The organism is Paenarthrobacter sp. AMU7 (genome assembly GCF_041200195.1).
GTDB lineage: Bacteria > Actinomycetota > Actinomycetes > Actinomycetales > Micrococcaceae > Arthrobacter.
The window spans coordinates 975,688-1,001,783 of the sequence record NZ_CP165735.1; the positions used below are offsets into that span (position 1 = coordinate 975,688).

The 26,096-nt window shown below is 62.4% G+C and carries 27 protein-coding genes, 1 tRNA gene and 1 riboswitch; of the genes, 13 read left to right on the forward strand and 15 right to left on the reverse strand.

Annotation, left to right across the window (positions count from 1 at the left end; translation table 11 throughout):
• Positions 1–372: 372 nt before the first annotated feature.
• A complete protein-coding gene (locus tag ABQM86_RS04620; RefSeq protein ID WP_280626721.1) occupies positions 373–510 on the reverse strand; it encodes a hypothetical protein in 138 nt (45 codons plus the stop codon).
• A gap of 71 nt (positions 511–581) precedes the next feature.
• Here ABQM86_RS04620 and ABQM86_RS04625 point away from each other — a divergent pair, with 71 nt between their 5' ends.
• Entirely contained in the window at positions 582–1,109 is a 528-nt protein-coding gene (locus tag ABQM86_RS04625; protein ID WP_280626723.1) for a hypothetical protein, read from the forward strand.
• 358 nt (positions 1,110–1,467) lie between these two features.
• Here the strand turns inward: ABQM86_RS04625 and ABQM86_RS04630 are convergent, their stop codons facing one another.
• The 4 genes from ABQM86_RS04630 to ABQM86_RS04645 all read right to left on the reverse strand — a co-directional run bounded on the left by ABQM86_RS04630 (position 1,468) and on the right by ABQM86_RS04645 (position 4,849).
• Positions 1,468–2,067: a hypothetical protein gene (locus ABQM86_RS04630; RefSeq protein ID WP_207596282.1), complete on the reverse strand. Its 600-nt coding sequence runs from the start codon at positions 2,065–2,067 to the stop codon at positions 1,468–1,470.
• 23 nt (positions 2,068–2,090) lie between these two features.
• Positions 2,091–4,121 (reverse strand): alpha/beta hydrolase, encoded by a 2,031-nt coding sequence (locus ABQM86_RS04635; RefSeq protein ID WP_207596283.1) that lies wholly within the window; start codon positions 4,119–4,121, stop codon positions 2,091–2,093.
• A gap of 222 nt (positions 4,122–4,343) precedes the next feature.
• Positions 4,344–4,607, reverse strand: a complete 264-nt coding sequence (locus ABQM86_RS04640) for a hypothetical protein (RefSeq protein ID WP_207596284.1) — start codon at positions 4,605–4,607, stop codon at positions 4,344–4,346.
• Positions 4,608–4,759: 152 nt separating this feature from the next.
• Positions 4,760–4,849, reverse strand: a tRNA-Ser gene (locus tag ABQM86_RS04645).
• A 138-nt stretch (positions 4,850–4,987) separates the two neighbouring features.
• On the opposite strand from ABQM86_RS04645, the gene ABQM86_RS04650 reads away from it, so the two are divergent.
• The 3 genes from ABQM86_RS04650 to ABQM86_RS04660 are packed head-to-tail and all read left to right on the forward strand — an operon-like array spanning position 4,988 to position 7,414.
• The gene (locus ABQM86_RS04650) at positions 4,988–6,001 is read left to right on the forward strand and encodes a zinc-binding alcohol dehydrogenase (protein ID WP_280626727.1); all 1,014 of its coding nucleotides are present in this window, start codon (positions 4,988–4,990) and stop codon (positions 5,999–6,001) included.
• Between the two features lie 3 nt (positions 6,002–6,004).
• Complete coding sequence (locus tag ABQM86_RS04655) at positions 6,005–6,403, forward strand: 6-carboxytetrahydropterin synthase (protein ID WP_337340418.1); 399 nt, start codon at positions 6,005–6,007, stop codon at positions 6,401–6,403.
• Positions 6,404–7,414 carry a glycosyltransferase family 4 protein gene (locus tag ABQM86_RS04660; protein WP_337340417.1) on the forward strand — a complete coding sequence of 337 codons (1,011 nt, stop codon included), beginning with the start codon at positions 6,404–6,406 and terminating at the stop codon, positions 7,412–7,414. It abuts the gene before it with no gap.
• On the opposite strand, the gene ABQM86_RS04665 is transcribed toward ABQM86_RS04660, so the two are convergent.
• The 3 genes from ABQM86_RS04665 to ABQM86_RS04675 form a co-directional block, all read right to left on the reverse strand.
• Positions 7,392–7,682 (reverse strand): hypothetical protein, encoded by a 291-nt coding sequence (locus tag ABQM86_RS04665; RefSeq protein ID WP_337340416.1) that lies wholly within the window; start codon positions 7,680–7,682, stop codon positions 7,392–7,394. The genes ABQM86_RS04660 and ABQM86_RS04665 overlap by 23 nt on opposite strands.
• A 155-nt stretch (positions 7,683–7,837) precedes the next feature.
• Complete coding sequence (locus ABQM86_RS04670) at positions 7,838–8,218, reverse strand: VOC family protein (RefSeq protein WP_207596287.1); 381 nt, start codon at positions 8,216–8,218, stop codon at positions 7,838–7,840.
• A 23-nt stretch (positions 8,219–8,241) separates the two neighbouring features.
• Entirely contained in the window at positions 8,242–8,775 is a 534-nt protein-coding gene (locus ABQM86_RS04675) for a nucleoside deaminase (protein ID WP_280626734.1), read from the reverse strand.
• 22 nt (positions 8,776–8,797) lie between these two features.
• Here ABQM86_RS04675 and upp point away from each other — a divergent pair, with 22 nt between their 5' ends.
• Genes upp through ABQM86_RS04695 form a run of 4 tightly spaced genes read left to right on the forward strand, consistent with a single transcriptional unit; the run spans position 8,798 to position 12,019 of the window.
• Entirely contained in the window at positions 8,798–9,433 is a 636-nt protein-coding gene (gene upp / locus ABQM86_RS04680) for a uracil phosphoribosyltransferase (protein ID WP_089593727.1), read from the forward strand.
• A gap of 47 nt (positions 9,434–9,480) precedes the next feature.
• Positions 9,481–9,858 (forward strand): glyoxalase superfamily protein, encoded by a 378-nt coding sequence (locus ABQM86_RS04685; RefSeq protein ID WP_089593728.1) that lies wholly within the window; start codon positions 9,481–9,483, stop codon positions 9,856–9,858.
• Positions 9,859–9,903: 45 nt separating this feature from the next.
• Positions 9,904–10,572 (forward strand): HAD-IA family hydrolase, encoded by a 669-nt coding sequence (locus ABQM86_RS04690; RefSeq protein WP_207596289.1) that lies wholly within the window; start codon positions 9,904–9,906, stop codon positions 10,570–10,572.
• 52 nt (positions 10,573–10,624) lie between these two features.
• Positions 10,625–12,019 (forward strand): aspartate aminotransferase family protein, encoded by a 1,395-nt coding sequence (locus tag ABQM86_RS04695; RefSeq protein WP_369746037.1) that lies wholly within the window; start codon positions 10,625–10,627, stop codon positions 12,017–12,019.
• 87 nt (positions 12,020–12,106) lie between these two features.
• On the opposite strand, the gene ABQM86_RS04700 is transcribed toward ABQM86_RS04695, so the two are convergent.
• The 3 genes from ABQM86_RS04700 to ABQM86_RS04710 all read right to left on the reverse strand — a co-directional run bounded on the left by ABQM86_RS04700 (position 12,107) and on the right by ABQM86_RS04710 (position 15,489).
• Positions 12,107–12,949, reverse strand: coding sequence for a hypothetical protein (locus ABQM86_RS04700; RefSeq protein WP_280626743.1), 843 nt, complete (start codon positions 12,947–12,949; stop codon positions 12,107–12,109).
• A 3-nt stretch (positions 12,950–12,952) separates the two neighbouring features.
• Positions 12,953–13,140: riboswitch (cyclic di-AMP (ydaO/yuaA leader) on the reverse strand.
• Between the two features lie 75 nt (positions 13,141–13,215).
• The gene (locus tag ABQM86_RS04705) at positions 13,216–14,745 is read right to left on the reverse strand and encodes an ATP-binding protein (protein WP_369746038.1); all 1,530 of its coding nucleotides are present in this window, start codon (positions 14,743–14,745) and stop codon (positions 13,216–13,218) included.
• A gap of 3 nt (positions 14,746–14,748) precedes the next feature.
• Complete coding sequence (locus ABQM86_RS04710) at positions 14,749–15,489, reverse strand: response regulator transcription factor (protein WP_207596293.1); 741 nt, start codon at positions 15,487–15,489, stop codon at positions 14,749–14,751.
• A 734-nt stretch (positions 15,490–16,223) separates the two neighbouring features.
• Here ABQM86_RS04710 and ABQM86_RS04715 point away from each other — a divergent pair.
• Together ABQM86_RS04715 and ABQM86_RS04720 are read left to right on the forward strand one after the other, a co-directional pair.
• A complete protein-coding gene (locus tag ABQM86_RS04715) occupies positions 16,224–17,090 on the forward strand; it encodes a winged helix-turn-helix domain-containing protein (RefSeq protein ID WP_207596294.1) in 867 nt (288 codons plus the stop codon).
• 228 nt (positions 17,091–17,318) lie between these two features.
• Complete coding sequence (locus ABQM86_RS04720; protein ID WP_089593735.1) at positions 17,319–17,843, forward strand: histidine phosphatase family protein; 525 nt, start codon at positions 17,319–17,321, stop codon at positions 17,841–17,843.
• A 4-nt stretch (positions 17,844–17,847) separates the two neighbouring features.
• Here the strand turns inward: ABQM86_RS04720 and ABQM86_RS04725 are convergent, their stop codons facing one another.
• On the reverse strand, positions 17,848–18,174 hold the full coding sequence (locus tag ABQM86_RS04725) for a hypothetical protein (protein WP_242703527.1): 327 nt from the start codon (positions 18,172–18,174) through the stop codon (positions 17,848–17,850).
• 133 nt (positions 18,175–18,307) lie between these two features.
• The gene (locus tag ABQM86_RS04730) at positions 18,308–19,219 is read right to left on the reverse strand and encodes a LysR family transcriptional regulator (protein ID WP_369746039.1); all 912 of its coding nucleotides are present in this window, start codon (positions 19,217–19,219) and stop codon (positions 18,308–18,310) included.
• A gap of 72 nt (positions 19,220–19,291) precedes the next feature.
• Between ABQM86_RS04730 and ABQM86_RS04735 the strand changes: the two genes are divergently transcribed.
• Positions 19,292–20,206 carry an EamA family transporter gene (locus tag ABQM86_RS04735; RefSeq protein WP_369746040.1) on the forward strand — a complete coding sequence of 305 codons (915 nt, stop codon included), beginning with the start codon at positions 19,292–19,294 and terminating at the stop codon, positions 20,204–20,206.
• A gap of 41 nt (positions 20,207–20,247) precedes the next feature.
• Here the strand turns inward: ABQM86_RS04735 and ABQM86_RS04740 are convergent, their stop codons facing one another.
• Positions 20,248–21,726, reverse strand: coding sequence for a gamma-aminobutyraldehyde dehydrogenase (locus ABQM86_RS04740; protein ID WP_369746041.1), 1,479 nt, complete (start codon positions 21,724–21,726; stop codon positions 20,248–20,250).
• 109 nt (positions 21,727–21,835) lie between these two features.
• Positions 21,836–22,522 (reverse strand): TetR/AcrR family transcriptional regulator, encoded by a 687-nt coding sequence (locus ABQM86_RS04745; RefSeq protein ID WP_242703528.1) that lies wholly within the window; start codon positions 22,520–22,522, stop codon positions 21,836–21,838.
• A 178-nt stretch (positions 22,523–22,700) separates the two neighbouring features.
• Between ABQM86_RS04745 and ABQM86_RS04750 the strand changes: the two genes are divergently transcribed.
• Together ABQM86_RS04750 and ABQM86_RS04755 are read left to right on the forward strand one after the other, a co-directional pair.
• Positions 22,701–24,413: an amidohydrolase gene (locus ABQM86_RS04750; RefSeq protein WP_369746042.1), complete on the forward strand. Its 1,713-nt coding sequence runs from the start codon at positions 22,701–22,703 to the stop codon at positions 24,411–24,413.
• A gap of 23 nt (positions 24,414–24,436) precedes the next feature.
• Positions 24,437–26,095, forward strand: a complete 1,659-nt coding sequence (locus ABQM86_RS04755) for an ABC transporter substrate-binding protein (RefSeq protein WP_369746043.1) — start codon at positions 24,437–24,439, stop codon at positions 26,093–26,095.
• Position 26,096 lies beyond the last annotated feature (1 nt).

Consider the following 26,096-nt stretch of genomic DNA (forward strand, 5'->3'; position numbering starts at 1 on the left):
CTTTCGTGAAGCAGAAGCTGAATCCACATTCGCCCTAAGGCGTAGGGAAGAAGACCTGCGGCTGGCTCGCTTGGCTGACGATCACATGCCCGAGCTCCGCAGAATAGTCGGACGCTCCATACTTGTGCAGAGGCAGCTTGCTGAATTCGAGAAGCGCTTCGAGGTATGGAAGCAGGTCACTGAAAGACGCGCGTTCCTGTCTCGTCTGCAAGAGGCCAGCGAAGGCTTAACTGGTGACGACTTCCAGGCGCACAGTGCATGGATAGCAGCCTCCAAGGCACACGTGGACACCTTGGAGAGTGAAGTTCTGAGAGCGGCACCTTCGCTAGACGCTACGACAGAAGATGTCTACGCGTACATAGGCTTGCGGGGCTAGTTCTTGCCAGTTGAAAGGTACTCCAGGTCTGATTCCATGTCCTCGTACGGGCTGCGCACAACCACGGCGCCGCGGTCCTCCTCGTTGAGTTCAGCCATCATCTTCTGGAAACCCTCAGGGTCAAACTTCGCCATGCCCATGAGGGTACGCGGAGGGGCGGACAAAGTTTGATGATCACAACTCCCGCCTAGGCCCAGGAGGCCAAATGAGTTCCACCGTTCATCAACAACTGTTCAAGGTGCTGGCGCTGTGCATCGTCATGTCTCCGCTCGCAGCTACTGGTTGCGCAGGGCCCGGTGGAGCTGCGGAGGCCGGCGCTCCCTCTTCGGCAACATCGACCCCTACGCCTACGCCGACTCCCACGGCGTCCGCCGAACAGTTCGCGAGCATCATCACCGAACGTGAAGAGGCCTGGCGTGAGTACGAAGACAACATTGTTGCCTGCGCCTTGGCGTCGATAGGGGACACCGCCATTGATTTCGCCAAGCGGACTACCTGCGGGTACTCCGTGAGCACGGTGGCGTTGACTGCGAAGCAAGCGGCTGTTCAGGTCCGAAGGCTTCCTACCCCGCCTGCTGAGTTGCAAAGCCTGGTCGCCCGGACGCTTACCAGCTTGGATGTCCTGGGCCAAGAATCCTGCACCGATCGCCTGCGAAGACAAACGAAGCGAAGCCTGCGATGCCGCAATTACCCAGGCCAACGGGGAAATCAGGCCGCTCATCACCGTTCTTGACGCTTGGAAGCCGTACACGCGCTAATCGATAGCGGCCCGAAGCGACGGGCAACTCCGAAGGTATTACACCCAGGAGGCCCACCTGGCCAGACCGTCAGCTTTCCGTGCAGCCGATCTTCCAGCGGAATTTCTTTCCGGGTCGGGAACACACCGAGTATTTCCGCCGAGGCTTATCTCATATTTACCGGTAGTGAGTCCCAAGACGAATTTCTCGGGCTAAGACTACAGTTGTTTTGACGAAGTTCTCGCCTCCGTACCGGCATACTTCACGGCATCACCCGGAAAACCGGCCTTTTTGGAACGGAGAACCTGCACCGCGGAATCGGCTCTGATCAGAGAGAAACGTGCTGTAACAGCTCTACTTTGCGGTCGACGAGGTGCTGGGGTTGGCAGGGAGGCCGAAATTTTCGGGATACAGCTCTTTGTAGATTGCGGTTTGGTCCCCGGCAACGCAGACGCTGTCCATCTCCAGACTGGAGCCTTTTACATTTGCGGTGAAGGAGATTCGGTGTCCGTCGTTCCCGGCAGCGTTGAGGTCGATGAGCCCTGGATCCCGTGGTTCGGTTTGCGTAGTGAAACCCTTGGATTCCCAGAACGCCTTGACCAGCTCCACAGACGCTTCCAAATCGAGGGGCTCCATAGTTTGGCTCAGGACGCTGTAGTTCACGCCGTCTTTGCCGTCGCTGGTGCTGCAGCTCATGTTTCGGAGACCTTCGTCCTTCCACTTCTGGGGTCCGATAGCTTTTTGGGTTTCCGTTTTGAAGGCGTGGAGGTCCGCGAGGGCCTGTTTAAGTTCTTCGACCTGGGCTTTGACGGTTGCGGGGTCGCTGGGATTGCTTGAGCCGGTCATGGTGTTCTCCGGGGTAGGGGGCGTGCAGGCACTCAGTGCAATGCTCGCGCAAAACAACGCGACAATTATGCGGCGCGCCTTTAGACGGTTCTTGGGTTCATGGGGCATGCGGTTCACTCTTCCTGAGTTGTTCACCGGCCCGCAAATCCGGCCGGTGGCGATACTGGTCGTGCGCCTGGCAGGATACGGTCTCCGTTGCCGGTTGTTGTCAGGGCCGCCTCGTACAGAGCGGTGGTGTCCTTGTTTAGATACCCGTAGCCGTTGCCGCCATTTTCATGTACCAGTGTGTTGTGTTCTGTGGTGCCGTGATATTGGGTCCCGTCGATCGTGGCCTCTTCTGAGGAGAACACTTTCGCGCCGAAGGATTCCAGGCGCGGATCCTGGCGCAGGAAGCGGCCCATTTGGGCCAGTCCATCGCCTGCGGCGTGGGTGGCGTAGACCTGGCCGGCTGGGACGTGGAGGTCTCCGGTGTTTCGGATCTCTTTTTCTATGCCGGCGGAGCCGAGCATCGTGAAGGAGGCGACGCGCAAATCCGCAGCAGCAAGAGCGTTGGACGTCACGGTGGTGCCGTAGGAATGGGCCAGTACGTTCAGGGTTTCCGGGGTCCTGTTGCCCAAACCCTCTCTGACGGCGTTGAACCCCTGAAGGTCTGCGACGAACCGGTCGGCACCGGCCCGGGCGGCATCGCCGCTGTTCACGGTCGGAACAGTGGGAGGCTCGTAGTTGATCCATGCCACCACCGCAAAGGACTTGCCCGGGTCGTTTCGGCTTTGTCGCTTCTGGAGGTTCGCGGCGTTTGTTGCCCAGTCGTTGAAGCCGCTTTGCGGTGTGATGAGCATGCCGGACACTGCGTAGGTAACGTTGTCGGCCGTATCGGGGTTGCCCGCAGAGACCTGTGCCTTCGGTGGGCCGTGGGTGAGGTCGAAACCGAGCAGGGCAGCTTCGCCTGAGGCTCCCGCGTTGACGAGGGCTTGACCGATACCGTCAAGGGCTTTCTGCTGCGTTTGCAGCTGTATCCAGTGCGGGTTTTGAATGGACCGCCCTGTGCTGGTGAACAAGGACTCCGGCGTCCTGGCGAGTTCGGCGTTGATGCGCTCCTGCTCGGTAAAGAGACGTATCCGGTTGGCTTCATTCCGGGCAGTGGCGGTGACTCCGTTCAGGTTCCCGATAACCCCGGGGAGGGCTTCGATCAGGAGCTTCTGACTAGCACCGGGTTTAATTGTTCTGCCGGCGACGGTCTGGCCAAGACCGGCCCACCACTTGGCTATCACCACGGGGTCAAGCCCCGGTTGGCTGAGGAGCCCCTGAAGCCGGTCCTTGTTCGCAGGGGCGGCGAGCCAGGCTTTCAATTGATCGGCGTTCAGGGCCCCGACGTCATTCAAACCGACTTGCCCGGCTGGCGCGTACTGTATGAGGGCGCTGTTGAGCATGGTGTCAACCATGGAACCGCTGCCGGCTGTTTCGAATGCCGCGGCGATCTGCTCAAGCCAAGCCGCGTCAGCGGCGTTCTGCATCAGAAGCTGCTCGAAACCGGACACAACTGTGACAATGCCCATGTTCACCCAGGAACACGATGCGGTGAATCCGCTCCACGCGCTCCGGACTCTCCCCAGCTCCGCGTCCAGGATGTTCGAGGAGGCGCGGGACTGGGCTACAAATTCCCGCAGCTTTCCAGGATCAGCCGAGCTGGTTGCGCCCCCCGCTCCGCCGGCGAACCGGGCCCGGTCCCTCGCCGAGAACACCGCTGAAATCGTCGGTGCAGCGACCGGCCATTCCATGGGCATCGGATCGCTCGCCACGCTCTGGAAAGTCTGAAAGTGTTGTTCACGGATATCGGCGCGTTGCCGCCAGGCGGTGAGTTTCTTTAGCCGAGACTTCTCCTCCTGCGCTTTGAGCTTTGCTTGCCGGACGTCCTCCGCCAACGCTGCGAGAACCCCGGCAAGCCTGGCGCGGTCATCAGCCCTGATGGCACAAGCCTGGGTGAATAGCTGCGCGTATCCGCCTTTGAAGTCCTCCACAGCATGATCCATGGTCCCGTCCAGGAACCCACCCTCGCCACGCAGAACCTGATCCGCTGAATCAGCAGCACTGATCACAGCGTCGGCAGCGCCATCATTAAAGACAATCCCGACGTCCGCGCCGTCACCAAAGTTAAAACTCATGCCCGTCCCCCATAAAGCGAACAATAAATCCAACGATTAGCATAACCCATGTAGCCGGCCAAAGGACTCCACAGCTGCAGGACTTTAGAATGGATGAATGCCCGATGAAATGAATAAGCGCCGGTTCCTGACGATTGAGCAGGTCGCGGAGGAACTCGCAACCAGTGAGGTGCAGATCCGTTCCATGCTCAAGTCAGGCCAACTCAAGGGGACAAGCGCGTCCTACCGGAAGCCCCTCGCAGCAAACCTGACTGCATCCTCCATGGTGTGCCACATGATAGTTCCATCGACCGGTCGATTAAGCGGCTTCGTGAAGTAACTCGGATCCGGTCCATCATCCTTTACAAGTACGCCGATCTCTTCCGAACCCTCATCCCAGACTCTGCGGATCATCCACTCATTAAGGTTGCGATCTTGGTTGGTGACCTCGTACGTGTACTGGCCGATCTTGAGGCGCAAATACACAATTTCGTCTTCCCTGCTCATGGCATATCCCTTCAACCTAGACTCAGTTTCAGACGCTCTAGATCACGCAGTTTCACAGTCGGGTGTGGGCAGAATGTGGGCAGACGGCTAGCCCGAACACAGCAAAAGGCCCCGCCTCCCTTATAAACAAAGGGAAGCAGGGCCTTTCTCATTGGCGGTGACGGTGGGATTTGAACCCACGTTGGCTTTTACACCAAACAACATTTCGAGTGTTGCACCTTCGGCCGCTCGGACACGTCACCAACTGAAATAGGCTACCCGAGATTGGCCCGGTTCCCCAAAACGAGCCCCTCTGGACCCTGCCCAATAAGCAGGTGGCGCACCCTTCAATCCACGCCAACTTCCGTCCACAGCTCCGCACCGATAGATTCGTAAGCATCATGACGATTTCTCAGGAACACGAACGGAAACAAGAGCACGAAGCCCACGCCTACTGGGTCACTGAGACGGGCGATGGTGAGCTGCGCCCGGAAGACCTGCCAGCAAGGCAAGAAGGAGAAGCCCTCGTCAGGACCCTGTACTCAGGTGTCAGCCGAGGCACGGAGCGTGTGGTCCACGAAGGTCGGGTCCCGGAACGCGTTGCTGACCTGATGCAGGCCCCGCACCAGGAAGGTGACTTCCCAGGCCCGGTGAAGTACGGCTATTTGAGTGTGGGGACGGTAGAGCAAGGACCGGAAGAGTGGGTAGGAAAAACCGTCTTCAGCCTTCATCCCCATCAGGACTTCTACATCGTTCCCACAAGCCAGCTCACGGCCATCCCCGAGGATGTCCCTGCCCGTCGCGCGGTGCTCACGGGCATCGTGGAAGTCGCCATCAATGCCCTCTGGGAAGCCGGACCGAGGCTGGGTGACCGTGTCGCCGTCGTCGGTGGTGGCCTTGTGGGCGGCGTTTTGACGACGCTCCTGCGGAAGTACCCGCTCGGTCGCCTGCAGCTGGTGGATGCGGACCCGGAGAAGCGCAACCTCGCCGAAAAGCTCAGCATCGAATTCGCCGAGCCTGAAGACGCCAAAAACGATAACGACATCGTCTTCCACTGCTCCGCGTCCAACGACGGACTCAAGCTGAGCCTGCAACTGGCCGGCGACGACTCCGACGTCATCGAACTCTCCTGGTTCGCGGACAAGGAAGTCACCCTCCCACTCGGCGAGGACTTCCACGCGCGCAGGCTGAACATCCGCTCCAGCCAGGTCGGCGCCGTTGCCCTTCCAAGAAGGCACCGGCGAACCAACGCCCTGCGCCTGCAGGAAGCGGTGAACCAGCTCAAAGACCCGCTGTTCGACACGTTCCTGAGCAGCGAATGCCAGTTCCAGAACCTGCCCACCACACTCGTTAAATTGTTCGAACGGCCCGGCGGTTTCTGCCACGTGGTCGCCTATCCCACCCCGGAGGATTAGTACATGTTCAGCCTGACCGTCCGACGCCACTTCATGATCGCCCACAGCCTTCCCCGCGAAGCGTTCGGCCCAGCGCAGGGCCTCCACGGGGCTACGTTCGTTGCCGAAGTCAGCTTCCGGCGTCCGGACCTCAACGACGACGCGATCGTTCTGGACATTGGCGCCGCGGGCGGCATCCTGGAGGAAATCCTGGCGGACCTGAACTACAAGAACCTCGACGAGCACCCGGCGTTCAAGGGAAAGCTCTCCACCACCGAGGCACTGGCCAAGCACATCGCCGACGCCATGGCCACCCGGATCCAGGACACAGAAGACGGCCCGGCGCTCAGTGGCATCGACGTCGTCCTCCGCGAAAACCCCGATGCTTGGGCCGGCTACTCGCTGGAGCTCCCGGCCAAGTAGATGCACGTGCGCTTCCTGGTCCCGGGGAACGTTCGCCACGGCTCCGGGGGGAACAAATACAACGCCAAACTCGCGGAGCACCTGACCGCCTTGGGCGCGGACATCGAGACGGTAGTGGTCGACGGCGACTGGCCGGTTGGCAGCCCAGCGGACCGGCAGCGATTCGCGGAAGCGCTCGACGGCGGCGCAACGGTGATTGCCGATGGGCTGGTAGCGAGTGGGTCGCCGGACGAGATCGCAGGCGCCGTGGGTAAAGGAACCAGTGTGTGGATCCTGTCCCATATGGCGTTGGCGGATCACCATGACCTTGAGGCCAAGGCGCTGGCTGCCGCGACGGGGATCATCTGCCCGAGTGCCCACGCCGCTGATGAGCTTGAGACGAAGCACGGGACGCAGGATATAGTCATCGCCACGCCCGGGGCCGACAAAGCAGACCCCGCCAAGGGGTCGCAGCCACGGCACATCGTAGCCGTGGCCGCACTGCTGCCCAACAAGAGCCAAACACTCTTGGTAGAGGCCCTCAGCCAGATAACGGATCTGCCGTGGACGGTCGCCCTCATAGGCTCGGAGGACGCAGACCCGATGTACGCAGCTGAGGTGAGGGCCGCCGTCGAGCATTACGGGCTCCACAACCGCATCAGCGTTACCGGCGAGCTGACCGGCAACGCCTTCGATGAGGAGTGGCACAAAGCTGACCTCAGCGTCCTTCTTTCCCGATCAGAATCCTTCGGCATGGTGGTCACGGAATCGTTGGCCCATGGCGTCCCGGTGATTGTCCGGCAGGGGACCGGTGCAGTCGAAGCCTTGGGCGGCACCGGAGCGGGTGCGGCGCTGGACCTCAGCGACCCCCACAACCTGACAAGGACTCTCAGGAACTGGCTCACCGACCCCGCCCTGCAGCAGCGCTGGCGCAACAACGCCCTCCAAGCCCGCCAGCATCTACAAGGCTGGGACACCACGGCAGCCACTGTCCTCAGCGCGCTGGGGACTAAACCACAAAGTTTGCTGTAGCACTAGTCGAGCAGGCGGAGGGATCGAACGGGGGATCCCACTTCAGGTCGGCCGTCGACTTTGCCAGTGGTGTGGAGGAACCCGTGAGGTACACCGTCACTTCCAAGGTCTTGGTCCCGCCGACGATCCAGAGCGGGTTGTCGGCCACAGCGGCGTAGCGCTTGGTGTTGCTGCCCGGTGTGTAGACGCACGATTCCTGCCCCGGACAGTTGACGGTGTACTCCAAGGTTTCCCACGGCGCGCCAAGCCGGGAAAAATCGATACTCACGTCAGTGCGCCGAAGCATCGAATCGCATGCCTGTTGTCCGCATGCCGTCATAGTTCCTGCGACCACCACAGCAGCAAGACAAAAAGCTCCCCACGACTTTTCGAGCATGTGTCAGTCTAAGCTCACCTGTCGGCCGCGCGGGCAAAACGGCCAGCTCAGCCCGATCCGTACGGGCGGGTAATCGCCTCAAGGAAGTGCCCGTCCGGATCGGAAAAGTAGATGCCGCGGCCGCCGTCGTTGTGGTTGATCTGTTGTGCACGAGCACGGGAAGGGTCGGCCCAATAAGGAATGTGTTCGGCAGTGATCCGGAGGAAGATTTGGTCAAACTCCTCTTCGCTGACCAGGAAGGCGTAGTGCTGGGGCGCTATCTCCCCGGACGCCTCCAGGAAGTCCAACGTGACGCCATTGTCCAACAACACCGTGACGAAGGACCACATGGGTTGCGGCTTCGGAAGGCCGAAGATGCGCGCCAGAAAGTCGGCTGAGGCGTGCTTATCCGTTGCGTAGACGATGGTGTGGTTGAAAGAGACTGGCATTTCTACTCCTGCAAAGAAGAGGATCAGGCCGGGTAGTTACTCCCGCCGGGCACGCGATGAGAGGCGAAGAACTCCTTCAGCAGGGCCGCGCATTCTTCCTCCCGCACACCGGCGTAGACCTCCACCCAATGATTGAGACGACGCTCGCGGAGAATATCGAACACGGATCCCACCGCTCCCGCCTTCTCGTCCCACGCGCCAAACACGACGCGCGGAATCCGGGCCAGGACAATAGCCCCGGCGCACATGGCACATGGCTCCAACGTGACCACCAGCGTGCAGTCCTCAAGCCGCCAACCGTCACCGTCCGAGCCCGCCTCCGCCGCGCGCTGGCGCAGCGAAGCAGCCGCTTGACGGATGGCGACCACCTCCGCGTGGGCGGTCGGGTCCCCATGCGCTTCCCGTTCGTTGCGTCCGGAACCCAGCACGCCGCCGTCGGGCCCCAACACCACGGCGCCGATCGGTACGTCGTCCGTTTTCAGCGCCAACCGGGCCTCGTCCAGGGCAAGGCCCATCCAGGCCATGTGGTCTGCGTGATACGGCTCGGTGGCGCTCATGTCTCAATGATAGTTTTGGGGGATGCGCACACTCGTCGTGGACCACCCGCTGGTCGCCCACAAGCTCACCGTTCTGCGGGATAAGAACACCCCTTCACCGGTCTTCCGGCAACTCACTGAAGAACTCGTCACCCTCCTGGCCTACGAAGCCACCCGCGAGGTCAAGACGCAGCCAGTGGAGATCGAGACCCCTGTCACCAAGACCATCGGCACGGCTTTCACCAAGCCCACGCCGCTGGTGGTCCCCATCCTGCGCGCAGGCCTGGGCATGCTCGAGGGCATGACCAAGCTGGTCCCCACCGCCGAGGTGGGCTTCCTGGGCATGGCCCGCGACGAAGAAACCCTGGACATCATCACCTACGCCGAGCGCCTCCCCGAGGACCTCACCGGACGCCAGATCTTTGTCCTGGACCCCATGCTTGCTACCGGCGGCACCCTGCGCGAGGCCATCAAGTTCCTCTTCAAGCGCGGCGCCTCTGACGTCACGTGCATCTGTCTGCTTGCCGCTCCCGAGGGTCTGGCCAAGCTGGAAGAGGAACTCGCGGACGCCAATGTGAACATTGTCCTCGCCTCGATTGACGAGAAGCTCAACGAGAAGTCGTACATCGTGCCCGGTCTGGGCGACGCCGGCGACCGCCTCTACGGCGTGGCTGGCTAAAGGTAGACCCCTACCGGTTTCCGCCGTGCCCCGTTAGCCTGTGGCGCATGGACTGGAAACTTGAACTGGTATTTGTCCCTGTCTCCGACGTCGATCGCGCGAAGGACTTCTACGTCAACAAGGTTGGTTTCAACGCCGATTTCGATGAGCGTCCCATGGACGGCATCCGCTTCGTGCAACTGACACCTCCGGGTTCGGCGTGTTCCATCGCCATCGGTGAAGGTCTCACCGACGCCCCTCCGGGTTCTGCGCCCAACCTGCAAGTGGTGGTGGCGGACATCAACAAGGCCCACGAACACCTCAAGGCCAACGGCGTGGAGGTCAGCGACGTCGACGTCCAGGACTGGGGTCACTTCGTTTACTTCGCTGACCCTGACGGCAACCAGTGGGCGGTGCAATACCTTCCGCAGCGGCCGAATGGCTAAGTCATACTTCAGCACTACCCCATGAGCGTGCGGCAGGATGGAACCATGAGCCATCCTGCCGCACCCGTGCTGACCGTCCGCGCCGTCCTCTTCGACATGGACGGCACACTCGTCGATTCCACGGCCATCGTGGAGCAGGTGTGGTCTGAGTTCGCTGGCCGCTACGGCTTGGACATCGAGGAGATTCTCCGGACCTCCCACGGTGTCCGTTCCGGCGATACGGTGCGCCGTTATGCTCCGGCGGGTGCCGACGTCGTGGCTCTGACTGCTGAGTTGGACGCCATGGAGCGCACGCGGACAGACGGCGTGATTGCACTGCCGGGCGCCGAAGCGCTGTTGAGTGCCTTGCCGGATGAAGCGATCGCCCTGGTCACGTCAGCCGACCATATCCTCGCGGGCATCCGCATGAAGGCTGCCGGGCTTTCCATGCCAACCACCACCGTTACCTCGGAGGCCGTAACCCTCGGCAAGCCGCACCCGGAGGGCTACCTCAAGGCGGCCACCCTGCTGGGAGTCGACCCGGCCGACGTCGTGGTCTTCGAAGATGCGCCAGCCGGTATCGCTGCGGCGCGCGCAGCCGGGATGCGGACCGTGGTAGTAGGCGACGCCGGTCATCTTGAAGATGGCATGTGGCGCATCCCGGACTACTCGGACGTGACGGTCATTTCGGTAAAGGACGACGACGGCGGGCACCTCCTCACGCTGACCCTTTAGTACCGCCGGGTTAGGACTGTTCCAAGCGATAAACCGGGCGTAGGCTGTGGGCATGTCTGCGATGCCGGAGGCGTACGGTGCTGCACTGGAGCGGGCCATGGTCCATGCCGGTGACTGGCTTGCGTCGGTCCCAACACGTCCTGTCCGCCCGTCCTCCGATGCCGATCAGGTAGCCAACAGCATGACGTCGCGGCTGCCGGACGAGGCCACCGATGCTGCGGAGGTAGTTGATGAGCTCGCCGCTCTGGCTGAGCCCGGCTTGATGGCGATCCAGTCCGGACGGTTCTTTGGGTGGGTCATGGGCGGAACCCTTCCCGCTGCCATGGCTGCGGATTGGCTCGTTTCGGCGTGGGACCAGAACACGGGGCTTCGGTTCGCTACGCCGGCGGCTGCTGCCATCGAGGAATCTGCCGCCGCGTGGTTGCTGGACCTTCTCCACCTTCCTTCGAGTGCCGACGTCGGATTCACCACCGGCGCCACCACCGCCAACTTCGTGGGGTTGGCAGCGGGCCGCCAATATCTGATGGACGAGGCGGGTTGGGACCTTGAGGCGCTGGGGCTGACAGGCGCCCCACGCATCACCACCTTTGCGGGCAGGGAGCGGCACGCCGCAGTGGACCTGGCTTTGCGGTATCTCGGATTGGGTGCCTGCGTGCCCGTAGATGCCGACGAGGAAGGACGGATTCTCCCCGACGCACTTGCCGAGGCCATGGACCAGCAACCAGGACTGTCACTGGTCTGTCTGCAAGCGGGCAACCTGCATTCCGGCGCCTTTGATCCCATGCAGGAAGCCATTGCGGTGGCCCACGATCGCGGCGCATGGGTGCACGTGGATGGTGCTTTTGGTTTATGGGCCGCCGTTAGCCCGACGCTGCGGGCCCGGCTGGCGGGAGTAGAGGAAGCAGATTCCTGGGCCACGGATGCCCACAAGACGCTGAATGTTCCTTACGACTGCGGCTTGGCCATCGTTGCGAGGCCGGAAGCCTTGAGGCGTGCTTTCAGTGTTCACACAAGTTACCTCATTGCTACGGATGCCGGCCCGGGAGATCCTTTCGAGAAAGTGCCTGAGATGTCCCGCCGTGCCCGGGGCATCCCTGTGTGGGCGGCGCTGAGGCAACTGGGCCGTAACGGGGTGATCTCCATGGTGGAGCGGCTCGCTGCAAACGCCCGCGCGTTGGCTGAGGGGCTCGCCGCGATTCCGGGAGTCGAGGTGCTCAACGACGTCGTCTTCACGCAGGTATCGGTGAGCTTCGGCAGTGATGACCGCACACACCGTGTCACGCAACGGCTGATGGCCGAGGGCGCGGTGTGGATGTCCGGGTCCTCCTGGCGTGGCCGTGAAATCCTCAGGATTTCGGTGAGTAACTGGACCACGGATGCAGGGGATGTTGCTGCGTCCATCGCGGCGGTGCGCAGCGCGTTGGAAGCCGAACCGGAGTCTGTGTAACGCGAAAACCGCGCCGGTTCCCGCCATCCGCTCCAGTCTGTACTGGTGCGGGCGGCGGCAACCGGCGCGGTAATCAAGCAGTCTGGCTTAGTACCAGTTGTTGGCCAAGTGGAAGCCCAGGGCGGCCGACGGGGATCCGTAGCGTTCCTTGATGTAGTTCAAGCCCCACTTGATTTGGGTCTGGTAGTTGGTCTGCCAATCAGCGCCCGCGGTTGCCATCTTGCTAGCCGGCAGCGACTGGACAATGCCGTAAGCACCGCTGGAAGCGTTGGTGGCGGTCGTCCTCCAGTTGGATTCCTTCTCCCACAGGGTGTTCAGCGCAGTCATTTCGCTGGCGCTCCAGCCGTAGTTGCCAAGGATGCTGGCAGCGTAGGCTTTGGCAGCGGCGGGATCGTCCACGGCCTTGGGGGCGGCAGCAGCAGCTGCAGCTTCGGCAGCGGCGGCGGCAGCAGCGGCGTCGGCGGCCTGCTTGGCTGCAGCATCAGCGGCGGCCTTTTCAGCGGCGGCCTGGTCGGCAGCGGCCTTCTCGGCGGCGGCCTTTTCAGCGGCGGCCTGGTCCGCCGCGGCCTTCTCGGCTGCGGCCTTTTCGGCTGCGGCTTTGTCCACGGCTGCCCTGTCAGCGGCGCCCTTTGCAGCGGCTGCATCCAAGGAAGCGGAGATTTCAGCTGTCTTGTTGTTGCTGACCTGGGCATTCGCCTGGGTCTCTGCAACGCGGCTTACCTCGGGAAGGGTCAGGGCGGCGTTGGCAGCAGTACCGAGCGATGCAACGCCCAGCGCAGCAGCTACAACACCGGCAACAACCGACATGCGGTGGCCGGACTTGCCCTGGCGGGCAGCGTTCTTGAGGACAGCCTGCGACTTGGTCAACGGTGCGTTGTGCTCATCGCGGTGACGCGCGGAAGGGCGCGTCTGATCATTAAATTCAGACATGTGTGATTACCTCTCAGCGCCTGCGGAGTTAGCTGTCGGGTTCGGATGAGGTCATCCGGCCGCGCATCACGCTGCGGCTTCACCCCAAGGGTCCGGCATAAATGCCTGGTCCCGGAGACTCTGGGTCCCCCGTCTCTGCCTCGGAGTAAGTACGGACTCCGGGAAGTGGCAGAGCTCGGCGCATCCCGGATGTGGGCCAGTTGGGGCGACCCACCCTTTCGACGGTACAGGAGGAATTCGTAGAAGTCACATTTAGGTAACAGAGATCACGACGACGGTGAGTCGCCTTGCTGGGTTCGTAACTTCTGTTCGGTGGCGACCACAGGGAATCGAAGGGTGAATTCCGTGCCCCCTGGACGGGACGCCACGTGCACGCTGCCGCCGTGAGCTTCCACGATGGATTCAACGATCGACAGACCCAGCCCCGACGTGCCCTCGGACCCCGATCTCGCAGCGTCGGCGCGGGCAAAACGGGAGAAGATCCGGCCCTGGAAATCCTCTGGAATGCCGGGCCCGTTGTCCGTTACGGTCACCACTGGGCTGCCGTCGGCGGAGAGCATCACGCTCGTGACCACCGTGGTGCCGGCATCGGTGTGTTTACGGGCGTTGGAGAGAAGATTGGCCAGGACCTGGTGCAGTTGCGTAACGTCGCCGCGGACCGTGACGGGTTCATCCGGGAGTTGGAGTTGCCAAATCTGGTCCGGTGCCATGATTTTCTCGTCGCTGACAGTTTCAATCACCAACTGGGTGAGGTCCACGTCCGTGATCTTGAGCGCCTGGCCTTCGTCCAGCCTGGCAAGCAGCAGCAGATCCTCCACCAGGGTGGTCATCCGTTCGGACTGGCTCCGGACGCGTGCCAGCGACTTTCGGCCGTCATCGGTGAAGTTCTCGGTCATGCTCAACAGTTCGGTGTAACCGCGGATGGCCGTAAGCGGCGTTCGAAGTTCGTGCGACGCGTCCGCGACGAACTGGCGCACCTTGGTTTCGCTTTCCTGGCGGGCTTCCAAAGCACTGGAGACGTTGTTCAGCATCTGGTTGAGGGCATGGCCAACGCTGCCGACTTCGGTTCCGGGATGGGCGGCCGACGGCGGGACCCGCACCGCAAGTGCCACCTCACCGGCGTCGAGAGGGAGGCGGGAAACTTTGGTGGCTACCTCGGAGAGCTGCTCCAATGGACGCATGGTCCGCCGGATGATTACCGTTCCCGCGAGGCCGATCACAGCCAGTCCGCCGAGCGACACCAGCACCATGGTCCACACCAGCGAGGCCTCGGCGCTTTGCTTGTCCGCGAGAGGCAGTCCCGTCACGATCACGTCGCCGGCAGTTTCGACGGCCACGAGCCGGTAATCCCCATAGGAGAGCGATCGGTCCACAGGCCGGTTGTCCCGGGGCAACGACAGCAGAATCTGTTTGTCGTCCGCCGTGAGTTCGGCCCGCTTGCCGGAGGCCTCAATAACGCCTGGATTGATCACGGTTGTTCCATCGATCCGTGCGTTCAGCGTTCCAGCGGCCTGGCCGCGCGCTTCCAGCGGGTCCGGCCTTCCGGAGGGGGAGGACGGAAAGTTCGACGGCGGCCTGCCGAAGCTGGTCGCGCGGCTTGACGCCTGCTCCAACTGCCGGTCGAGCTGCTTGTTGAACACCATGTCCATGGAGGCGTAGCTGACCACTCCCACGGCAGCGCAAATGGCGACCAGCAAGGCCATGGCGACCAGGACCAGTCGGGTACGCAGGTGCCACGCGGAGGGGCTGAGCCAACTGCGGTGTGACTTTTTGGCCACTCCTGAAAGGGTGCTCAACGCCTAGTCCGCAGGCTTGATGACATAGCCGGCGCCGCGGATGGTGTGGATCATCGGAGGGTGGTTTGCTTCGATCTTCTTGCGCAGGTAGGAAATGTAGAGCTCCACGATGTTGGCTTGTCCACCGAAGTCGTAGTCCCACACACGGTCCAGGATCTGTGCTTTGCTGACCACTCGTTTAGGGTTCTCCATGAGGTAGCGCAAAAGCTCAAACTGGGTGGCGGTAAGCGGAATGTCCTCGCCGGCCCGGGTGACTTCACGGGTGTCCACGTTCAGGGTAAGGTCACCCACCACCAGTTCGGCTGTGTCCATGGCGGCCACGCCGGAACGCTGGACCAGGCGGTGCAGTCGCAGGAGGACTTCCTCCATGCTGAAGGGTTTGGTGACATAGTCGTCGCCGCCGGCAGCCAGCCCGACGATGCGGTCCTGCACGGCGTCCTTGGCTGTGAGGAAAAGCGCGGGAACTTCCGGGGCAAACGCACGGATGCGGTTGAGGACTTCCACACCGTCGAATCCGGGAAGCATGACGTCCAGTACGAGGACATCGGGCCGGAACTCTTTGGAAAGCTTCACGGCCCCAGGGCCGTCGCCGGCAACAGCAACTGACCACCCGGCCATTCGAAGCCCCATGCTCATGAGCTCAGCGAGGCTGGGCTCGTCATCCACCACCAGGGCACGGATAGGGGAGCCGTCCGGGTGGGAGAGTTGAGGAAGGTTGTTGGTCATGGAGTGCGAGGAGGCCATGGGACAACTCTCCGATCTGCTGGTTAGCCCGCGCTTTGCCGGTCCTGTGAGAACGCTGTGAAGTCAACACTAGCGACGTGGAAGTGCGGTGACACGTGTCCGGCCCCGGCCGACGCTCTCTCACGTCCCGTTGGTTTCCGGCCGACGCTCGCTCACGTCCCGTTTGTTTCCGGCCGACGCTCTCTCACGTCCGAGAGTGAGGCGATTTGCGGGGACACGGGGTCGAAAATGCGGGGATTTTCGTTTCCGCGATTGGACAACAGTTGTTTCAGATCGTGAGATTCCGCGGAGGCAGGGTTCGCGTGGAGGCAGATGCGCCAAATGCCCTCCGACGCGAAGGAAATTCGGCAGGGCACTAAAAAAGGCAGTCGCGGCAGAATTGAGAGACGTTCATTTTAGGTCAGAACTGAATTGTGATTTGCGACACAATAGACCTCTGCGTCTCAAAATGTGGACGGTTCGGCGCTTTGTTACTTGCGTGTTGCCATTGTTACGTTGCACACTTCCAATGTGAACAAGAACTCAACAGCACCTGCAGCCGCAGCAACCTGGTCCAGCACACCCGCTGGCCATGATGACCGCTGTTGTCGAATGCAAGCCTAACTTTCCACCCCAAGAAGTTTCAGGCATTCGCCCCCTAGCCCAGCGTTGGGCGCCCCTCCCCAAACTCATTGCGGGGACAACCAGCATTCGAAGCCGCGATGACGGCTATTCACTTTTGAGGTAAGCACTCCATGTCAGTTGCATCTGGATACGTCCACATCTCCGTCCGTAACGCCAACAAGGCCGCGTCGAACGCGGGGCTCCGCCCCGGCTTTGGCAACCGCCCCGGCTACGCCCCCGCCCAGCAGGGCGCAGGCCAGCAGGCTCCCGGTTACGTTCCGCAGGGTTACAACCCCAACTCCTATGGCCAGTTGCGCGCCGTACCTACCGCCGAGCCGGCACCCATGACTGCGCCCACTCCGGTGATTGCCCAGTCCGACAGGCTCCGCCCCGTTGCCAACGACAATGTGGCCCGCGGCTTTGTGCTCTACATGGGCATTGACGAGGAAACAGCAGCGGCAGCCGGCACCTCCATTGCCAAGCTGGCCCAGGAAATCCGGGCCTATGCGCAGTCCCTCGTGACCGGCGCTGAGAGCTACGCTGCCGTCGCAGTCGCCCCAGCCGGGGCACCCGGGTCCGCACTCGACGTCGTGCGTTCCACGTTCGGGGACCCCACCGTCGCCGCACGCCAGCGCACCGAAGCTGCCCGTCCGACGCCCCAGCAGGAATCGCGCCCCTCCGGCGTGCTGATCGACCTCGCCCGCCGCGAAGTGCACCTCGACGGCGAGTCACTGAACCTGACATTCAAGGAATTCGAGCTCCTCAACTACCTCGTCGAGAACGGCACTCGCACCGTGGGTCGCGACGAACTCCTTGAGGGTCTGTGGCGCAACGCCGAAGAGGTGCCCAACGAGCGCACCATCGACGTCCACATCCGCCGCCTCCGCTCCAAGCTCGGCCGCCTCGCCAACACCGTCCGCACGGTCCGCGGCCAGGGCTACCGCTTCTACGAGCACCCCGAAGTTATTGTCTGGGCCGCTCCGGAATACTCGATCTAAGTAGCACCGCAGCCGAAAGGCGGCAACATCCCTCTGCGCCGGCGCTCGTTCCTCCCCACGGCCGCCCCCACCTCGCAAGCCCACGGACCGGCGTGCGTGGGGTCCTGACCCACTTTGATCTGCCAACAGCCCTTGAGCAACCGCACCAGGTTGACCACGGGCTGTTGATCTCCCAAAGAAGGTCAGGAAGGCCCGGGGGAGGGAGTCTGCAGCGGATAGGGTTGGTTCATGAGCGACCACCACATCAAGCGCCTCGTGATCATGCGGCATGCCAAGGCTGATTGGCCCATGGGTGTGCCTGATCATGAGCGTCCCCTCGAAGAGCGTGGGCATCGGGAAGCGCCGCTCGCGGGCAAATGGTTGCTCAAGCAGGGCGTGGTGCCGGATTTCATCCTGTGCTCGTCCGCGCTGAGGACCCGCCAGACCTGCACCTGGGTCTGCGATGAGCTGGGTGACAAAGCGCCGACCCCTAAACTCGAGGACGGCCTGTACGCCGCCTCCGCGAACCGCATGTTGACGGTCATCAATCATGTTCCTGACACGGTGACCACGCTGATGGTCATCTCACACATGCCCGGCGTCCAGGATCTGGCCATGCACTTGGCTTCGCGTGATTCGGACCACGACGCGTACATGGATGCCGCTACCCGATACCCAACGAGTGCGTTGACGGTACTGGAGACGGAGAAGTCCTGGGCTGAGCTGGACGGGCAGGACGCGCGGCTGACGCACTTCACTGTGCCCCGCGCATAATCTGCTATTGCGAGTTACTTGGGTCTCCGTGGGCTAACTGCGGCATGCACATGCAACGAATCTCGAAAACGGGCAGGCCCGCCGCTTCGTCTCCGTGCCCTGTTGCGATCAGATACTCGCCGTCGAACATATATACCGGCAATTGCGGTGCCATGTATTCGTTGTAACGGCTGGGGTACACCCATTGCCCGCGGATATCGAACGCCGGCAGTGCGTAGGGATCGCGCCGGTTGTGGGCACTCGGATACAGTCCGTCGTCGATCATGATGTAACTCACCAGGCCATAGGTGTGATGGTGGTTCATGTCCGTTGGAAAGAGGATTGCTTCCACAGTTGGGCCCCTTCAAAAAGTTTTGACGATCGCGCTCCGGACGGCGCGGAACGCTAGGTAAGGTTAGCCTAAGCTAACAGAGAGCCGAGCGTCGAATGTTCCCCTGTGTGACGTTGATCGCAGCCGCTTAGCCTTAGGGCAGGGGCAACCCACCCGAAACCTCGCGCAGTATGCGAACGGCCTGGCGAATGGTGGGGCTGGCGGTCATCGTTTTCCTGTACACAACCCCAACTGAACGTTGCTGGACGGGATTCATGACGGGGATGGCAACGACTCCCGGTGGGAGCAGCGGCCTTCCCAGGCGTGGTACCAGCGCCACGGCTACCCCTTGCTCCACCATGGCGATGTGCGTGGAAAAGTCCGGATCGTAAACGCGGATGTCGGGAACCCGCCCCAGCCCGGCGAAGATCTGCAGCAGGGCCTCGTTGCAGATAGCCCCCGCCGGGGTGCTGATCCAGGTCTCGTTCAGCAAGTCTTCACGCTCGACGGCGGTGCGGGACGCGAGAGGGTGGGTGCTGTTAACAAGGACATCGGCTTGGTCAACGCAGAGATCCTCGTGGACCAGGTTCTCCGGGATCACCAGGGGTACGGAGTTCCAGTTGTGGACCACTGCCAGTTCCGCCTCGCCGGATGCCACCCGCTGCACGGCTTCGCGCGGGTCTTCAGCCAGCACCGTAATCTTCACGGCGGGGTGGGTGGCCGCCATGCGCCCGAGCATGGGTCCCACCAACCCCCGGCATGCGGTGGAGAAGGCCACCAATCTCAGCAGGCCCGACGGCTTGGCGGGATCAGCGAGCAGCGTTGCCTGAAGCTCCTCGAGTTCACCCATGATCCGGCGGCCATAGCCGGCCAATGCCAGCCCACGCTCGGTGAGGAGCACGCCGCGGCCATTGCGCTCCAGGACCACAACACCGGTCTGTTTTTCCAGTTTTTTGATCTGCTGTGACACCGCGGAGGGGCTGAACCCCATGACGTCGGATGCTGCCACTACCGAGCCATGCTGTTCCACGGCTACAAGCGCCCTCAGGGCTGAGATATCGATCATGAAGCAAATCTACGCGGTTAGATACAGAATTCAACGCTGGTGCTTCACGCTAAAGGGAGGCAGAGTGTACTTGTGAACCTTCGCCACGCTGCCCTTGCCGTCTTGGTCGCCGTCTTATGGGGTATCAACTTCGTCGCCATTGACCTCGGCCTGCACACGAACGGCAGGGAAGTCCCTCCGCTGCTCTTCGTGGCAATGCGCTTCCTTCTCGTCGTTTTTCCGTTCATCCTGTTCATCCGAAAGCCGGACGTGGGCTGGAAGGCGATAGTCGGCGTCGGACTCTTCATGAGTGCCGGTCAATTCGGCCTCTTGTACCTGGGCATGGCACTCGGGATGCCGGCGGGCTTGGCCTCGCTGGTCCTCCAAGCGCAGGTCCTGTTGACCATCCTGCTGGCATCGAAGTTCCTGGGGGAGAAGCCCAGCCGGCGTCAGATGGCCGGAGTGGTGCTGGGCATCGCAGGCCTGGGCGTGGTGGCACTGGGGCGCAGCGCTGTGGCGCCGGTCCTTCCCCTCATGATCGTTTTGGCCGCGGCGTTGTCCTGGGCTGTTGGCAACGTGGTGGCCCGGCACTCCAAAGCCGCTTCCGGGTTGGGACTGGTGGTGTGGTCCGGCGCAGTGGTCCCTATTCCGTTGGCGGGGTTGTCGTTGGTAGTCGACGGGCCTGGCACCGTGTGGGCAACGCTCACGGACCTGCAACCGGCGACCATCCTCAGCGCGATTTACACGGCGGTGTTTGCTTCCCTGATCGGGTATGGCATCTGGAACCGGTTGTTGTCGCTGTACCCGAGTTCCGACGTCGTGCCCTTTACGCTGTTGGTCCCGGTGGTGGGGATGACGGCGGCGTGGCTGGTCTTGAATGAAATTCCCACCCTTACCGAAATCATGGGTGGGCTGATCCTGCTGCTGGGCGTGGCCACGGCAGTGCTGGGGACTGGACGAAAAATCCGGCCCGAAGTGACCATTGCGGGGCCCGCTCTGCGGCTATAAATCCCGCGGAGTCATGCAGAGCGGGCCTCGCAACGGCGGAATCAGCGCAGCGTGAAGATCGTCCGGTGCCAGTCCTTCTTGATGACGCCGTCCAGCTCCACCATCACGTGCTTCACCTGGGTGTATTCCTCGAAGGAGTACGCAGACATGTCCTTTCCGAATCCGGACTGCTTGAAACCGCCATGGGGCATCTCGGAAATGATCGGGATGTGGTCGTTGACCCAGACGCAACCCGCCTTGATCTCGCGGGTGGCGCGCATGGCTCGTTGGAGGTTGTTGGTCCAGGCTGACGCTGCGAGTCCGTAGACGGTGTCGTTGGCGAGATGGATCGCTTCGTCATCGGTGTCGAAGGGAAGAACCACCAGGACCGGGCCGAAGACCTCGTCTTTGACAATCTCCGAGTCAGGCGCCGCATCCACCACCAACGTGGGGCGGTAAAAGGCTCCGTCGGCAAGGCCCTTGCCCGTGGGAGCGTAGCCCCCGGCCACCACTTTGCTGTAGCCCCGGGCCCGCTCCACCATTCCCGCCACGTGGTCCCGTTGCTTGAAGGAGACCAGCGGGCCAAGGTCCGCGTCGGGATCCCCGGGTGCACCAAGAACGATCCCCTCGAAGTGCTCGGCGACCTTTGCCACGAACTCGTCATAAACACTGCGGTGCACAATGGCGCGGGTTGCTGCGGTGCAGTCCTGACCCGTGTTGATGAGGGAGCCGGCCACAGCGCCATGCACTGCGGCGTCCAAGGTGGCGTCGTCGAACACCACAAAAGGTGCTTTTCCGCCCAGTTCAAGGTGCACGCGCTTGGCGTTGACGGCAGCAGCTTCCAGGACCGTGCGGCCAATGGCGGTGGAGCCTGTAAAGGACACCATGTCCACGTCCGGGTGCTGCATGAGGGCGGCCCCTACTGAGGCTCCGTCACCCACCACCACGTTCACCACGCCGTCGGGCAGTCCGGCATCCGTGAGCGCCTGCGCGAACATGAGGGATGTCAGTGGTGTGATCTCGGCAGGCTTGAGGACAATGGTGTTGCCTGCGGCGATCGCGGGCAGTATCTTCCACGCCGCCATCTGCAGAGGGTAGTTCCACGGCGCAATGGACCCCACCACGCCAATCGCCTCGCGGCGGATGGAGGAGGTGTGCTGGGGCGAGTACTCAGCTGTGGCTTTGCCTTCGAGATGGCGTGAGGCTCCTGCGAAGAAGTCGATGTTGTCGACGGTGCCGGGGACGTCGAATTCGCGGGTCAACCGCAACGGTTTGCCCGTCTGTGAACTTTCCACCCGGGAGAACTCCGCGGCCCGTTCCTCCATAATCCGGGCGAACTTTTGCAAAATCCCGGCTCGTTCTCCTGCGGTAGTTCGGGACCACGCCGGGAAGGCTGAACGGGCTGCAGCCACCGCGGCCTCGAGGTCCGCCACCGAGGCGAGGCTGACGGTTTCCACCACCTCCGAAGTCGCCGGGTTGATGACGTCCAGGGTGTTTCCCGAGGTGCCGGGCAGGAGTTTTCCGTTAATGAACTGATGCATGGGGTGCCGTGCTTTCCCTGCCGGGCGTCGGTGTCCGGGCAGTGATGAAGGAACGACGCCGGGTGGCGGCGTGCGTGCGGTGAAGGTGGGTTGGGTGCGTGGCAGGCTGTCAGGCCTGCGGCGCCTGCGCGCTTTCGCGTTCGGCGCTGTCCAGGATGGCTGCGAGACCGGCTTGGAAAGCTTTCAGTGAGTCGAGGGTTTGCAGTGCAGCGTGGTGCTTTTCAAGGAGCGGGTGCCCGGTGATTCGGGTGAAGACCCTGGGGTTGAGCCAGGGATCGTGGCCCTCGGAGTCCGGGAGCCGTTGGATTTCCACCGCAATGCCGGCGCCGAGCGCAAGGGTGTAGCTTTCCAAGGCGGCGTAGTAGTGCACCACGCGGTCCTCTTCGAGCCCGGCGTCGGTGAGGCATTGGAGGACGAACTCGATTGCCGTCAATTCACCGGGGCCGTAAGTGTCCGTGGCGAAGGACTCGCTGCCCAGGGAGGGGTGCTGCATGAAGACCCGGAGGAGTTCATCGAGGTACGTCTCCAGCCGGGTGCGCCAGTCCTGGTCGCGTGCCGAGGCCAGCGTTCGATCCACGGACATCATGAACAACTTGTCCAGCGCTGCCCTGACGATTGCGTCCCGGTTCCGGAAGTGGCGGTAGACGGCGGTGGCGTCTACTTCAAGTTCCTGCCCCAGTCGTCGGACGGTCAGCCGCTCACTGGGTTCCTGGCTGGAAATCCGGAGGACGGCGTCAATGATGGTAGCTGGGTCCAAGCGCGTGCGGCGGTCCGTTGACTGTGCTGGCTGCACCATCTGTTGTCCGCCTTCCATGCGATCCCCGGTTGATTATCAACCTACATGATCCATGGCCACCTCCTTTCGAGGACAAGTCAAAGTCTTTGTCAGCACTGATGTCAACACTGTTGACATTAGTGTGATCCGGCTCATAGTCTGTCTCGCAGAGTTGAATTTCCCACGAAAGGACTCGATCGTGCACGCAGAGATTTTGTTGGAGAACGGATGGGTTTACACCGGCAATGACGCCGGACCCGTCCAGGCCAGCGTGGCAATAGGCGAGGGCAGGGTGATCGCCGTCGGCGGTGCTGAAGACCTCGAGGCAACGGCGACGCCGGACACCCGCCGTGTGGACCTGGAAGGGCAACTGGTGCTTCCCGGATTCCAGGACGCCCACATCCACCCCATCTTCGCAGGGATAGAGCTGCTCCAGTGCGACCTGACGGAGGTGGGCAGCGCAGAAGAAGCTGTAGAAACAGTGGCCCGCTACGCCGCGGACAACCCGGACCAACCGTGGATCGTGGGCGCAGGATGGTCCATGGACCTGTTCCACGGGGGCACCCCTGGCCGGGAGTTGCTTGATGCCGTGGTCCCGGACCGGCCCGTGTACCTCGTCAACAGGGACCACCACGGAGCTTGGGCCAACACTGCGGCGTTCAAAGCCGCCGGGATCACCAAGGACACACCTGATCCGGACGGTGGTCGGCTGGAACGCGAAGAGGACGGCACACCGGCAGGCACCGTCCACGAAGGTGCCATGGACCTCTTCAACGCGGTAAAGCCGGCAGTGCCTTACGAGTTGGCGTACCAAGGGTTGCTCGCATCCCAGAAATTGCTGCTCGCCCAAGGCATCACTGCCTGGCAGGACGCCTGGGTCCCCATCCCGGAGGGCGGACATGCCGATCACCTGGAGGTCTACCAGGACGCAGCGAAGGCAGGGGACCTCAAAGTCAGGGTCACGGCATGCCAGTGGTGGGACAGGACCGCCGGTATGTCCCAGCTGGAAGCAATCGTGGAACGCCGGAACACGGTGGCCGCAGCATTCGACCCCCTGCAGCTCAACGCCAACACGGTCAAAGTCATGGTGGACGGCGTGGCCGAGAACTACACGGCCGCCATGCACCACGTCTACCTGGACCACCACGGCCACCACACGGACAACCGCGGGATCGAGTTCTTCGAGCCAGAGCAGTTGAAGGAGTTTGTCACCGCCATAGATGCCGAGGGTATGCAGGTTCACTTCCATGCCCTTGGCGACCGCGCTGTCACGGATGCCCTGGACGCGCTGGAGGCAGCCCGGAACAGCAACGGCGCCAACGATCACCGGCACCACCTCGCCCACTTGCAGGTGGTCCGCGGCCAGGACATTCCCCGTTTCCCTGAGCTCAATGCGGCCGCCAACGTACAGGCACTGTGGGCCTGCCACGAGGAACAGATGGACACCCTGACGCTCCCGTTCCTTGAACCGGGCGCCGAGGACAGACACTATCCCTTCGGTGAGCTGGCTTCTGCGGGTGCCCGATTGGTGGCGGGCAGCGATTGGCCGGTCTCCACTGCCGACCCCATTGCGGCCATCCATGTGGCAGTGAACCGCACAGCCCCGGGAGAAAACCTCCCCCCGCTCGGCCCGGCATCACAAAAGCTCAGCCTCAAACAGATCGTGGACGCCTACACCCACGGCACTGCTTGGATCAACCACCTGGACGCCGCAACGGGGACTGTGGAACCGGGGAAACTCGCCGACCTCGCGGTCCTGGATGTCAATCTTTTCGAGCTTCCTGTGGAGGAACTGCACCGGGGAGTGGTGACGCAGACGTGGATTGGGGGCGAGTGCGTCTATGACCGGGCGGCAGCCCAAAGCCCGGTCGCGGAAACAGCCCGCGGCCAGCAGCCGGCGGTGATGCAGTGAGGCCGCCAACAGCGGGTGGCACCATGCGCCGCAAACAGCGGACGACGCCGTCGCGCATCACCGCGGTGATGGTGGCCGGCGTCGTGCTCGGCCTGGTCCTGGGCGGCTGCGGCGCGCAGCCCGCCAGCGTGACCGGCTCCGCGGGCGGTGCCAAGTACACCCTGGCCGACTCCACAGAAGCGCCCACCAAGGAGATCGACAACTTCAGTTGGGCCATGTACGCGGAGCCGTTCTCCCTGGACTACGCCTACGCGTTCGATTACCCGGACAACACCGTCCTGTCCAATGTGTGCGAATCGCTCTTCAGATGGAACGCGGACCTCTCGACGTCGCCCGGCCTGGCCACGGGAGTGGAGAACCCTGATCCCCTGACGTGGATTTACACCATCCGCCAAGGGGTGAAGTTCCACGACGGCACCGAGATGACGGCGGATGACGTCGTCGCTTCCCTGAGCCGCCACCTCGACCCGGAGGTGGGCTCGTTCTGGGCATCGTCCTACCAAAACGTGGAGTCCATCGAGAAGACCGGCGACTACGAAGTCACGGTCACCACCACGCGTCCGGACTACGTGTTCAACTCTTCCCTGGTGGGCGCCCCGGGTGTGGTGGAGTCCGCAGCAACCCTTGAGGAAGCAGGCAAGGACTACGGCAACTCAAAAGCGGGAGTGAACTGCACGGGACCGTTCCAGTTCGATCAGTGGGAAGCGGGGGAGAGCATCACCCTCAAACGCTTCGACGACTACTGGGATCCGGACCTGAAACCCAAATCGAAGCAGGTCACGTTCACCATGCTCCCGGACGCCACCTCCCGCATCAACGCCTTCCAAACGGGCGAAATCGACGGCGGCTTCGCGATCCCGTCCAATGCGATCGACATCCTCAAAGCCAACAAGGACGCCGGGTCCCTGTACTTCGGCAATGACACCTCCGTACAGAGCATGGTCTTCACCAACCTGGCCGGGACCTTCCAGGACGTCCGGGTGCGCAAGGCACTCATGATGGCCATCAACCGGGACGCACTGATCAAGGCCGCGGAGCAGGGCTACGCCAAGAACACGGATGGACTGACCACCAGGAGCGTGTGGAAGGACGTCCCGGCTGCCACAGCTGATGAGGCCTTTGATGGGCTCCTCTCCACGCCCTATGACCTGGAAGAGGCAAAGAAGCTGGTGAAGGAAGCCGGGGCCGAAGGCAGCAAGTTCGTCTTTGCCACCGCCTCCCTGAATGCCGCGTTCGACATCACTGCACGGGCCATCGCGTCCGCAGCCAAGGAGATCGGCTTGGAACCGGAAATCCAGACCATGTCCAACGACAAATACACCACCTTGTTCTCGGACCCGGAGGCCCGCAAGAATGTGGACCTGCTGGTGACGTCCTGGTACCTCTCCAGCACCGAGCCCTTGGAAATGTACAGCGTGCTGCGGACCGGCGACTTCAGCAATTACGGCGGCTGGAGCAACGCGGAATTCGATGACCTGGTGAACTCCGCCTACAGCGTGCAGGACCCGGAGGCCCGCGGCAAACTCACCGGCCAGGCCGCCAAGCTGGCCAGCGAGGAAGTGGTCTGGGGACCGCTCTACGAAACCGTCACCTCCATGTGGCTCGGCAAACGCATCACCGGTGCGGACCCGTCCATCAATTACATGTACTACCCGTGGGCAGCCCAGATAGGAGGTCGCTGAT

What these genes read in the sequence shown, in the direction of transcription:
- ABQM86_RS04620 (WP_280626721.1), bottom strand. Translation starts at nt 510, where the DNA reads ATGGCGAAGTTTGACCCTGAGGGTTTCCAGAAGATGATGGCTGAACTC.
- ABQM86_RS04625 (WP_280626723.1), top strand. Translation starts at nt 582, where the DNA reads ATGAGTTCCACCGTTCATCAACAACTGTTCAAGGTGCTGGCGCTGTGC.
- ABQM86_RS04630 (WP_207596282.1), bottom strand. Translation starts at nt 2,067, where the DNA reads ATGCCCCATGAACCCAAGAACCGTCTAAAGGCGCGCCGCATAATTGTC.
- ABQM86_RS04635 (WP_207596283.1), bottom strand. Translation starts at nt 4,121, where the DNA reads ATGAGTTTTAACTTTGGTGACGGCGCGGACGTCGGGATTGTCTTTAAT.
- ABQM86_RS04640 (WP_207596284.1), bottom strand. Translation starts at nt 4,607, where the DNA reads ATGAGCAGGGAAGACGAAATTGTGTATTTGCGCCTCAAGATCGGCCAG.
- ABQM86_RS04650 (WP_280626727.1), top strand. Translation starts at nt 4,988, where the DNA reads ATGACGATTTCTCAGGAACACGAACGGAAACAAGAGCACGAAGCCCAC.
- ABQM86_RS04655 (WP_337340418.1), top strand. Translation starts at nt 6,005, where the DNA reads ATGTTCAGCCTGACCGTCCGACGCCACTTCATGATCGCCCACAGCCTT.
- ABQM86_RS04660 (WP_337340417.1), top strand. Translation starts at nt 6,404, where the DNA reads ATGCACGTGCGCTTCCTGGTCCCGGGGAACGTTCGCCACGGCTCCGGG.
- ABQM86_RS04670 (WP_207596287.1), bottom strand. Translation starts at nt 8,218, where the DNA reads ATGCCAGTCTCTTTCAACCACACCATCGTCTACGCAACGGATAAGCAC.
- ABQM86_RS04675 (WP_280626734.1), bottom strand. Translation starts at nt 8,775, where the DNA reads ATGAGCGCCACCGAGCCGTATCACGCAGACCACATGGCCTGGATGGGC.
- upp (WP_089593727.1), top strand. Translation starts at nt 8,798, where the DNA reads ATGCGCACACTCGTCGTGGACCACCCGCTGGTCGCCCACAAGCTCACC.
- ABQM86_RS04685 (WP_089593728.1), top strand. Translation starts at nt 9,481, where the DNA reads ATGGACTGGAAACTTGAACTGGTATTTGTCCCTGTCTCCGACGTCGAT.
- ABQM86_RS04690 (WP_207596289.1), top strand. Translation starts at nt 9,904, where the DNA reads ATGAGCCATCCTGCCGCACCCGTGCTGACCGTCCGCGCCGTCCTCTTC.
- ABQM86_RS04695 (WP_369746037.1), top strand. Translation starts at nt 10,625, where the DNA reads ATGTCTGCGATGCCGGAGGCGTACGGTGCTGCACTGGAGCGGGCCATG.
- ABQM86_RS04700 (WP_280626743.1), bottom strand. Translation starts at nt 12,949, where the DNA reads ATGTCTGAATTTAATGATCAGACGCGCCCTTCCGCGCGTCACCGCGAT.
- ABQM86_RS04710 (WP_207596293.1), bottom strand. Translation starts at nt 15,489, where the DNA reads ATGGCCTCCTCGCACTCCATGACCAACAACCTTCCTCAACTCTCCCAC.
- ABQM86_RS04715 (WP_207596294.1), top strand. Translation starts at nt 16,224, where the DNA reads ATGTCAGTTGCATCTGGATACGTCCACATCTCCGTCCGTAACGCCAAC.
- ABQM86_RS04720 (WP_089593735.1), top strand. Translation starts at nt 17,319, where the DNA reads ATGAGCGACCACCACATCAAGCGCCTCGTGATCATGCGGCATGCCAAG.
- ABQM86_RS04730 (WP_369746039.1), bottom strand. Translation starts at nt 19,219, where the DNA reads ATGATCGATATCTCAGCCCTGAGGGCGCTTGTAGCCGTGGAACAGCAT.
- ABQM86_RS04740 (WP_369746041.1), bottom strand. Translation starts at nt 21,726, where the DNA reads ATGCATCAGTTCATTAACGGAAAACTCCTGCCCGGCACCTCGGGAAAC.
- ABQM86_RS04745 (WP_242703528.1), bottom strand. Translation starts at nt 22,522, where the DNA reads ATGGTGCAGCCAGCACAGTCAACGGACCGCCGCACGCGCTTGGACCCA.
- ABQM86_RS04755 (WP_369746043.1), top strand. Translation starts at nt 24,437, where the DNA reads ATGCGCCGCAAACAGCGGACGACGCCGTCGCGCATCACCGCGGTGATG.